Source organism: Streptomyces albicerus (assembly GCF_008905045.1).
In the GTDB taxonomy this organism is placed as follows: Bacteria; Actinomycetota; Actinomycetes; order Streptomycetales; family Streptomycetaceae; genus Streptomyces; species Streptomyces albicerus.
The window spans coordinates 178,454-187,426 of sequence record NZ_VWMY01000018.1 but is presented as its reverse complement, the minus strand read 5'-3'; the positions used below and the strand labels follow the sequence as shown (position 1 = coordinate 187,426).

8 protein-coding genes are annotated in these 8,973 nt (G+C 67.4%); all 8 read right to left on the bottom strand.

Annotated elements, in window-relative coordinates; genetic code table 11:
- Window positions 1-753: CDP-diacylglycerol--serine O-phosphatidyltransferase (gene pssA, locus GAS53_RS18225; RefSeq protein WP_151478683.1), on the bottom strand; the 753-nt coding region annotated here is incomplete at its 3' end.
- Window positions 754-775: 22 nt separating this feature from the next.
- Window positions 776-1,432 (bottom strand): phosphatidylserine decarboxylase, encoded by a 657-nt coding sequence (locus GAS53_RS18220; RefSeq protein ID WP_151478666.1) that lies wholly within the window; start codon window positions 1,430-1,432, stop codon window positions 776-778.
- A gap of 170 nt (window positions 1,433-1,602) precedes the next feature.
- Window positions 1,603-2,808, bottom strand: coding sequence for an acyl-CoA dehydrogenase family protein (locus tag GAS53_RS18215; RefSeq protein WP_151478665.1), 1,206 nt, complete (start codon window positions 2,806-2,808; stop codon window positions 1,603-1,605).
- A gap of 2 nt (window positions 2,809-2,810) precedes the next feature.
- The gene (locus tag GAS53_RS18210; protein WP_151478664.1) at window positions 2,811-3,323 is read right to left on the bottom strand and encodes a MaoC family dehydratase; all 513 of its coding nucleotides are present in this window, start codon (window positions 3,321-3,323) and stop codon (window positions 2,811-2,813) included.
- Between the two features lie 89 nt (window positions 3,324-3,412).
- Entirely contained in the window at window positions 3,413-4,378 is a 966-nt protein-coding gene (locus GAS53_RS18205) for an HpcH/HpaI aldolase/citrate lyase family protein (RefSeq protein WP_151478663.1), read from the bottom strand.
- Window positions 4,375-6,402: a protein meaA gene (locus GAS53_RS18200; protein ID WP_151478662.1), complete on the bottom strand. Its 2,028-nt coding sequence runs from the start codon at window positions 6,400-6,402 to the stop codon at window positions 4,375-4,377. Before GAS53_RS18200 ends, GAS53_RS18205 begins: the two co-directional genes overlap by 4 nt.
- Window positions 6,403-6,411: 9 nt before the next feature.
- On the bottom strand, window positions 6,412-7,749 hold the full coding sequence (ccrA, locus tag GAS53_RS18195) for a crotonyl-CoA carboxylase/reductase (RefSeq protein ID WP_151478661.1): 1,338 nt from the start codon (window positions 7,747-7,749) through the stop codon (window positions 6,412-6,414).
- A 395-nt stretch (window positions 7,750-8,144) separates the two neighbouring features.
- Window positions 8,145-8,960: a TetR family transcriptional regulator gene (locus GAS53_RS18190; RefSeq protein ID WP_192583159.1), complete on the bottom strand. Its 816-nt coding sequence runs from the start codon at window positions 8,958-8,960 to the stop codon at window positions 8,145-8,147.
- Window positions 8,961-8,973: the final 13 nt, after the last annotated feature.

Sequence of the window (8,973 nt, the reverse complement as noted above, 5' to 3'; positions counted from 1 at the left end):
CGCGAAGAGGGGGATCACCGCACCCGTCACCAGCTGCAGCGCGCAGCCGGTCTGCAGCAGGAGCTGGCCGCCGGGGGCGTCGAACGCCCAGGCCGTCAGCAGACCCATGCTGAGCACGATCCAGGAGAGCATCGCCACCGCGAGGCGGCCCCGCGGCTTCGGGTACTCGACGCGGCTCACCATCAGCCACGCGGTGCCGAGGATCGCCATGAGCGTGGCGACGAAGGGCAGCTCCAGCAGCACGATGGACACCACGGTCAGCGCCCCGAACGGTGACGGCATGCCCTGGAACGTGCCGTCCTTCACCGTCACGCACGAGAATCTGGCGAGCCGCAGCACGACCGCCAGCAGGACCACGATGGCCCCCACCGCCGCCACTCGCTGCTGTGCGTCGTCCGCGACCATGCCGTAGACAAGGACGAAGTACGCCGGTGCCAGACCGAAGCTGATCAGGTCCGAGAGGTTGTCGAGCTCCGCGCCCATGGGGGAGGAGCGCAGCTTGCGGGCCACCAGTCCGTCGAAGAGGTCGAAGACCGCCGCGCACAGCATCAGGATCACGGCCGTGGCCGCGCTGTTCCGGGCCATGCCCGACTCCTGGCTGCCCGTGAGGTGCGGGATGAGGATGCCGGTGGTGGTGAAGTACACCGCCATGAAGCCGCATGTGGCGTTACCCAGAGTGAGGGTGTCCGCTATCGAGAGGCGGAGAGAGAGCGGCATCTCCTCCTCGTCGTCCAGCTCGTCGGCCTCCGGCACCCAGCCCGCCTGGGTCTCGGGATCAATCACGGTCAATGCGAGTCACCCCAGCCACGGTCTTCTGGCCGACCTCCACGTCGACCTCGACACCCTCGGGGAGGTAGATGTCGACGCGCGACCCGAAGCGGATCAGCCCGATCCGGTCGCCCTGCTCGACCTTGGTGCCCTGAGGGATGTACGGCACGATACGCCGAGCGACCGCACCGGCGATCTGGATCATCTCGATGTCGCCGAGTTCGGTGTCGAAGTGCCAGACAACGCGCTCGTTGTTCTCGCTCTCCTTGTTGAACGCCGGAACGAACCCGCCGGGGATGTGCTCCACCGACGCGACCGTGCCGGAGAGAGGCGCGCGGTTGACGTGGACGTTCAGCGGGCTCATGAAGATCGCGACGCGGGTACGCCCGTCCTTCCACGGCATGATGCTCTGCACCACACCGTCGGCCGGCGAGATGACCCGGCCCGAGGCGATCTCGCGCTCGGGGTCGCGGAAGAACCACAGCATGCCCGCCGCCAGTGCGGTGGCGGGTACGGCCACGGCCTTGGCGGCGCCGGACTTGCGCGCGCGTACCAGGCTGAGGGCTGCGGTGGCGACGGTCGGGAGGAGCCACGGCGATGCTCCGCGCGCGAGGCGTCCATTGAGGAAGCTGACGCGTGGTGCAGAGGTTTGGCTGTGGGGCATGGATGACCTTCGTAGCGGATGATGCCGCGCTGTAACGGGGGACGGCGGCTTTCCCGGGATCGTACCGGTCGCAGGCCACAACTGGGCAAGCCAGGAAGCCGAGTCGGCGGCCGAAGAGCGCTGACGGGGTGTGACCTTCTTCTCGATGAAAACACCCCGAATCGGTCCATCTAACCCTGGAGTCGATACTCTTCGAGCAGTCTGCGCCCGATGATCATTTTCTGGATCTCGGCGGTACCTTCACCGATGAGCAGCATCGGAGCCTCACGGTAGAGGCGCTCGATCTCGTACTCCTTGGAGAAGCCGTAGCCGCCGTGGATCCGGAAGGCGTCTTCCACGACCTCCTTGCAGTATTCGGAGGCGAGGTACTTCGCCATCCCTGCCTCGAGGTCGTTTCGCTCCCCGGAGTCCTTTTTGCGTGCCGCGTTCACCATCATCGCATGGGCGGCCTCGACCTTGGTAGCCATCTCGGCCAGCTTGAACTGGATCGCCTGGTGCTGGGCGATCGCCTTGCCGAAAGTGTGACGCTGCTGGGCATAGGAGACACCCAGCTCGAACGCACGCTGGGCGACACCGCAGCCACGGGCCGCCACATTGACCCGGCCGACCTCGACCCCGTCCATCATTTGGTAAAACCCTCGGCCGGTCTCCCCGCCGAGCACACGATTGGCCGGAATCCGCAGGCCATCCATGATGAGCTCGGTCGTGTCGACGCCCTTGTAGCCCATCTTGTCGATCTTCCCGGGGATGGTCAGGCCGGGGCGGACCTCACCGAAGCCGGGCTCCTTCTCGACCAGGAAGGTTGTCATCGACTTGTGGGGCGCGGTGCCCTCCGGGTGTCCTTCGTCACTCTTCACGAGAACGGCCACGAGCGTCGACGTACCGCCGTTCGTCAGCCACATCTTCTGACCGTTCAGGACGTACTCGTCGCCGTCCTTGACCGCCTTCGACGTGATCGCCGAGACGTCCGAGCCAAGGGCGGGCTCCGACATGGAGAACGCGCCCCGCACCTCGCCCGCCGCCATGCGCGGCAGGAAGTACTCCTTCTGCTCCTGTGTGCCGTGCTGCTTGAGCATGTACGCCACGATGAAGTGGGTGTTGATGATGCCGGACACCGACATCCAGCCGCGCGCGATCTCCTCCACGCACAGCGCGTAGGTGAGGAGCGACTCACCCAGACCCCCGTACTCCTCGGGGATCATCAGGCCGAAGAGACCCAACTCCTTGAGCCCGTCGACGATCTGCTGCGGGTACTCGTCGCGGTGCTCCAGCTCGGTCGCGACCGGGATGATCTCCTTGTCCACGAAGTCCCGGACGGTGGACAGGATCTCCTGCTGGATGTCGGTCAGACCGGCGGTCTGGGCGAGTCGCGCCATGGCTACTTCTCCTGCTCCTTCAGCTGGGGCCGGCCGGGCTGCTCGCCGCCGCGCTCCTTGATGTACGTCTCGGTGGGGACCATCACCTTGCGGCGGAACACGCAGACCAGCGTGCCGTCCTGCTTGTAGCCCTTGGTCTCGACATGGACGATCCCGCGGTCGTTCTTCGACCTGGAGGGCGTCTTGTCGAGGACCGTCGTCTCGCCGTAGATCGTGTCGCCGTGGAAGGTCGGCGCCACGTGCTTCAGCGACTCGACCTCCAGGTTGGCGATCGCCTTGCCGGACACGTCCGGGACCGACATGCCGAGCAGCAGCGAGTAGATGTAGTTCCCCACGACGACGTTCTTCCCGAAGTCCGTCGTGTTCTCCGCATAGTTGGCGTCCATGTGGAGCGGGTGGTGGTTCATCGTCAGGAGACAGAAGAGGTGGTCGTCGTACTCGGTGACGGTCTTTCCCGGCCAGTGCTTGTAGACGTCGCCGACTGTGAACTCTTCGTAGGTGCGGCCGAACTGCATGGTCTCGCCCTCCGGGCTGGTATGCCCCCTAGGCCCCTTCGGGGCCTGGGGGATGAGGGTTTTTTGTGATTCCGAACTGCCTGGCCGAGTCAGGCGGAGGGCGCTTCGAACTTGGACGTGCGGGTCATGCCGGCGGCCCGGCCCTTGCCGCTGATCACGAGCGCCATCTTGCGGCTGGCCTCGTCGATCATCTCGTCGCCGATCATCGCGGAGCCCTTCTTGCCGCCCGCCTCGGACGTGTAGTACTCGTACGCGTCCAGGATCAGCTCGGCGTGGTCGAAGTCCTCCTGGGACGGCGAGAAGATCTCGTTGGACGCCTCGACCTGGCCCGGGTGCAGCACCCACTTGCCGTCGAAGCCGAGGGCGGCGGCGCGCTGGGCGACCTCGCGGTAGCCGTCGACGTTGCGGATCTGCAGGTAGGGGCCGTCGATCGCCTGGAGGTTGTTGGCACGGGCGGCCATCAGGATCTTCATCAGGATGTAGTGGTAGGCGTCCGCCGGGTAGCCGGGCGGCTGCTCGCCCACGACCAGCGACTTCATGTTGATCGACGCCATGAAGTCGGCCGGGCCGAAGATGATCGTCTCGACGCGCGGGGACGCCTGGGCGATCTCGTTGACGTTGTTGAGACCCTTGGCGTTCTCGATCTGCGCCTCGATACCGATCTTGCCGACCTCGAAGCCCATCGTCTTCTCGATCTGCGTCAGCAGGAGGTCCAGGGCGACGACCTGCTGGGCGTCCTGGACCTTCGGCAGCATGATGCAGTCGAGGTTCGGGCCCGCGCCCTCCACGACGGTGACGACATCGCGGTACGTCCACTCGGTCGTCCAGTCGTTCACGCGCACGACCCGCGTCTTGCCCGTCCAGTCGCCCTCGTTGAGGAACTTCACGATGGTGTGCCGCGCCTCGGGCTTGGCCAGCGGCGCGCACGCGTCCTCCAGGTCGAGGAAGACCTGGTCGGCCGGGAGCCCCTGCGCCTTCTCCAGGAAGCGGGGGTTGCTTCCCGGCACCGCGAGGCAGGAGCGACGCGGGCGCAGACGGTTGACGGGCGTGGTCATGCGGGGACCTCCAGGGGGTCGAGCTTGTTGGCTTTGCGGATCTCGTCGACGATACGGCCGATGATTCCGGTGATGTCGAAGTCCTTCGGGGTGAAGACCGCGGCCACTCCGGCGGCCCGCAGCTGTTCGGCGTCGGCGTTCGGGATGATCCCGCCGGCGATCACCGGGATGTCGGCCGCGCCGGCCTCGCGCAGCCGCTCCAGCACGTCCGGCACCAACTGCGCGTGCGAGCCGGACAGGATGGACAGGCCGACGCCGTGCACGTCCTCGGCGACGGCCGCGGCCACGATCTCCTCGGGCGTGAGCCGGATGCCCTGGTAGACCACCTCGAACCCGGCGTCGCGGGCCCGCACGGCGATCTGCTCGGCGCCGTTGGAGTGCCCGTCCAGGCCCGGCTTGCCCACCAGGAAGCGGAGCTTGCCGACGCCCATGTCCTGCGCGGTCAGCTCGACCTTGCGGCGGACCTGTGCCAGCGCCGTGCCCTCCTCGGCGGTCACCGCGACGGGCGCGGAGGACACACCGGTCGGCGCGCGGAACTCGCCGAACACCTCGCGCAGGGCCCCGGCCCACTCGCCGGTCGTGACCCCGGCGCGGGCGCACTCCAGGGTGGCCTCCATGAGGTTGCCGGTGCCCTTCGCGGCCTCCTTCAGGCGCTCCAGGGCCTTGCAGGGGCGCGGGTGGTTGAAGGGCGGCTGGTAGCGGGTGTCGCGCCAGTGCCGCAGTGCGGCGACCACGCGGGCCTCGACCGTCGGGTCGGCCGTGTGGATCGCCGCGTCCAGATCGGCGGTGAGCGGGTTCGGCTCGGTCGACTCGAAGACGTTGACGCCGACGATCTTCTCCTGACCGGACTCGATACGGGCCCGGCGCTCGGCGTGCGAGGAGACGAGCTGCGACTTCAGATAGCCCGACTCGACGGCGGCCATCGCGCCGCCCATCTCCTGGATCCGGTCGATCTCGGCGAACGACTCCTCGACCAGCTCCGCCACCTTGGCCTCGATGACGTGCGAGCCCTCGAAGATGTCCGCGTACTCCAGCAGATCGCTCTCGTACGCGAGCACCTGCTGCATCCGCAGCGACCACTGCTGGTCCCAGGGACGGGGGAGGCCCAACGCCTCGTTCCAGGCCGGGAGTTGCACGGCACGCGCGCGTGCGTCCTTCGAGAGGGTCACGGCCAGCATCTCGAGCACGATGCGCTGGACGTTGTTCTCCGGCTGGGCCTCGGTCAGACCGAGGGAGTTGACCTGGACCCCGTAACGGAAGCGCCGGTGCTTGGGGTTCTCGATCCCGTACCGCTCGCGCGTGATCCTGTCCCAGATGCGGCCGAACGCCCGCATCTTGCACATCTCCTCGACGAAGCGGACGCCCGCGTTCACGAAGAAGGAGATGCGCGCGACCACGTCGCCCTTCTGCTCCTCGGCGATCTGGCCCGACGCGAACACCGCGTCCAGGACGGCGATCGCGGTGGACATCGCGTACGCGATCTCCTGGACCGGGGTGGCTCCCGCCTCCTGCAGGTGGTAGCTGCAGATGTTGATCGGGTTCCACTTGGGGATGTTGTTGACCGTGTAGCAGATCATGTCCGTCGTCAGACGGAGCGAGGGACCCGGCGGGAAGACGTGCGTGCCCCGCGACAGGTACTCCTTCACGATGTCGTTCTGGGTCGTCCCCTGGAGCTTGGTGATGTCGGCGCCCTGCTCCTCGGCGACGACCTGATAGAGCGCCAGCAGCCACATGGCGGTGGCGTTGATGGTCATCGAGGTGTTCATCTGCTCCAGGGGGATGTCCTGGAACAGACGGCGCATGTCACCGAGATGCGAGACCGGCACCCCGACCCGGCCGACCTCGCCGCGGGCGAGGATGTGGTCGGGGTCGTACCCGGTCTGCGTCGGCAGGTCGAACGCGACCGACAGACCCGTCTGGCCCTTGGCGAGGTTGCGCCGGTACAGCTCGTTGGACGCCTCTGCCGTGGAGTGACCGGCATAGGTCCTCATGAGCCACGGCCGGTCCTTCTGACGCTCTGTCATCGATGAACCTCAGATGTTCCGGAAGCGGTTGATGGCGTCGACGTGCTTGGCCCGCATCTCCGGGTCGCGCACACCCAGGCCCTCCTCGGGCGCCAGCGCGAGCACGCCGACCTTGCCCTGGTGGAGGTTGCGGTGCACGTCGTACGCGGCCTGCCCGGTCTCTTCCAGCGAGTACACCCTGGAGAGCGTCGGGTGGATCTTGCCCTTCGCGATGAGCCGGTTGGCCTCCCAGGCCTCGCGGTAGTTGGCGAAGTGCGAGCCGATGATGCGCTTCAGGGACATCCACAGGTAGCGGTTGTCGTACTCGTGGTTGTAGCCCGAGGTCGAGGCGCAGGTGACGATCGTGCCGCCCTTGCGCGTGACGTAGACGGAAGCGCCGAAGGTCTCACGGCCCGGGTGCTCGAAGACGATGTCCACGTCCTCGCCGCCGGTGAGCTCGCGGATGCGCTTGCCGAAGCGCTTCCACTCCTTCGGGTCCTGGTGGTGCTCGTCCCGCCAGAACTTGTAGTCCTCGGCGTTGCGGTCGATGATCGCCTCGGCGCCCATGGCGCGGCAGATGTCGGCCTTCTGCGGGCTGGAGACCACACAGATGGGGTTGGCACCGCCGGCGAGCGCGAACTGGGTGGCGTACGAGCCGAGTCCGCCGCTCGCGCCCCAGATGAGGACATTGTCGCCCTGCTTCATGCCGGCGCCGTTGCGGGAGACGAGCTGCCGGTAGGCCGTGGAGTTCACGAGCCCCGGAGCGGCGGCCTCCTCCCAGCTCAGGTGGTCGGGCTTCGGCATCAGCTGGTTGGACTTCACGAGCGCGATCTCGGCGAGACCGCCGAAGTTGGTCTCGAAGCCCCAGATGCGCTGCTCGGGGTCGAGCATCGTGTCGTTGTGGCCGTCGGACGACTCCAGCTCGACGGACAGGCAGTGCGCGACGACCTCGTCACCGGGCTGCCAGGCGTTGACGCCGGGCCCGGTGCGCAGGACGACGCCCGCGAGGTCGGAGCCGATGATGTGGTACGGCAGGTCGTGGCGCTTGGTGAGCTCGCTGAGCTTGCCGTAGCGCTCGAGGAAGCCGAAGGTCGCCATCGGCTCGAAGATCGACGTCCACACCGAGTTGTAGTTGACCGAGGAGGCCATCACGGCCACCAGGGCCTCGCCCGGGCCGAGTTCGGGGACCGGGACCTCGTCCAGGTGCAGCGACTTGCGGGGGTCCTTGTCACGGGTGGTGAGCCCGGTGAACATCTCCGTCTCGTCCTTGTGCACGGTGATCGCGCGGTACGAGTCGGGCAGCGGCAGCGCGGCGAAGTCGGCGGAGGTCGACTCCGGCGACTGAATCGCGTCCAGGATTTCCTTCACGGTGTTGCCTCCGGCGATGAGCGTCTGAGGGGAACGCTGAGGGTTACGTCGGGGTGGTTGCTGCTGGTGTGAGGCAGTGCCGTCGGTTCGGCGGAGGGTGGTGCTCGGCAGCGCTTTGTGGCGCGGAAGGTTGCCTGTGACGCAGGCGTCCGGGCGCGCAGACCAATGGTTTGCGGGGACAGCCGGCGTACGAAGGATCTCTGCACGCCGGCCGCCCGGACACCTTCAACGTATGGCACGCCGTGTCATCTAGCAAGGCACCGAGTGCCAACAATTTCTCTCACTTGTCATCTGCCGGTAACAGATGAGCGATGATCGATCAGAGGGCGGGCGAAAAGGAAGCAAAAAGGGGCAGCACCCTCGCGGGCGTGCCCCTTCAGCTTGCGGGAAGTTCCCTACGACCGCTCCTTGAGTGCCTGCTCGATGGTGCGCATGACCTGATGCAACGGAGCGTCGACACGGGCGACGGTCACCAGCACCTCGCCCTCCATGGACGCGGCGGACGCGGGCGCGGACAGCGGTGCGGTTTCCCGTCCGGCCCCTATCCCCGTGCCGAAGGTCTTCCGGACGATGGCGAAGGCATGATCCAGCTGAGCCTCGACGTCTCCCTGCCCGCCGGCCCGCAGCCACCGCCGCAGGACGTGGTTGTGGGCCGTGACCACGGCGGACGCGGCGACCTCGGCGAGCAGCGGGTCGTCGTTGGCGTCGTCGTCGTGTGCGTGCTCGTCGAAGTGTCCGAGGAGATAGCGGGTGAACAGCCGCTCGTACCGCGCCACGGACGCGATCTCCGCCTCCCGCAACGTCGGTACCTCGCGCGTGAGCTTGTAGCGCGACACCGAGATCTCCGGCCGGGCCGCGTACATCTTCATGACTTCCTTGATGCCGCGGCACACGGTGTCGAGCGGGTGCTCGTGCGCCGGCGCCGCGTTGAGCACGGCCTCGGCGCGGATCAGGGTGTCGTCGTGGTCCGGGAAGATCGCCTCTTCCTTGGAGCGGAAGTGCCGGAAGAAGGTGCGCCGGGCGACCCCTGCCGCGGCCGCGATCTCGTCGACGGTCGTCGCCTCGTACCCCTTCGTCGCGAACAGCTCCATCGCGGCGGCCGCCAGTTCTCGGCGCATCTTGAGCCGCTGCGCTGCTGCGCGGCTGCCCGCGGCACTCTCCGGGGCGTCGGGCGTAGCTGGTGTACGGGAGGACTTGGCGGGCTGGGACATGCCCCGAACGTAC

Bases quoted from the DNA above. Each gene is read 5' to 3' on its own strand.
- GAS53_RS18215 (WP_151478665.1), bottom strand. From the start codon at position 2,808: ATGGCGCGACTCGCCCAGACCGCCGGTCTGACCGACATCCAGCAGGAG.
- GAS53_RS18205 (WP_151478663.1), bottom strand. From the start codon at position 4,378: ATGACCACGCCCGTCAACCGTCTGCGCCCGCGTCGCTCCTGCCTCGCG.
- GAS53_RS18220 (WP_151478666.1), bottom strand. From the start codon at position 1,432: ATGCCCCACAGCCAAACCTCTGCACCACGCGTCAGCTTCCTCAATGGA.
- GAS53_RS18200 (WP_151478662.1), bottom strand. From the start codon at position 6,402: ATGACAGAGCGTCAGAAGGACCGGCCGTGGCTCATGAGGACCTATGCC.
- GAS53_RS18210 (WP_151478664.1), bottom strand. From the start codon at position 3,323: ATGCAGTTCGGCCGCACCTACGAAGAGTTCACAGTCGGCGACGTCTAC.
- GAS53_RS18190 (WP_192583159.1), bottom strand. From the start codon at position 8,960: ATGTCCCAGCCCGCCAAGTCCTCCCGTACACCAGCTACGCCCGACGCC.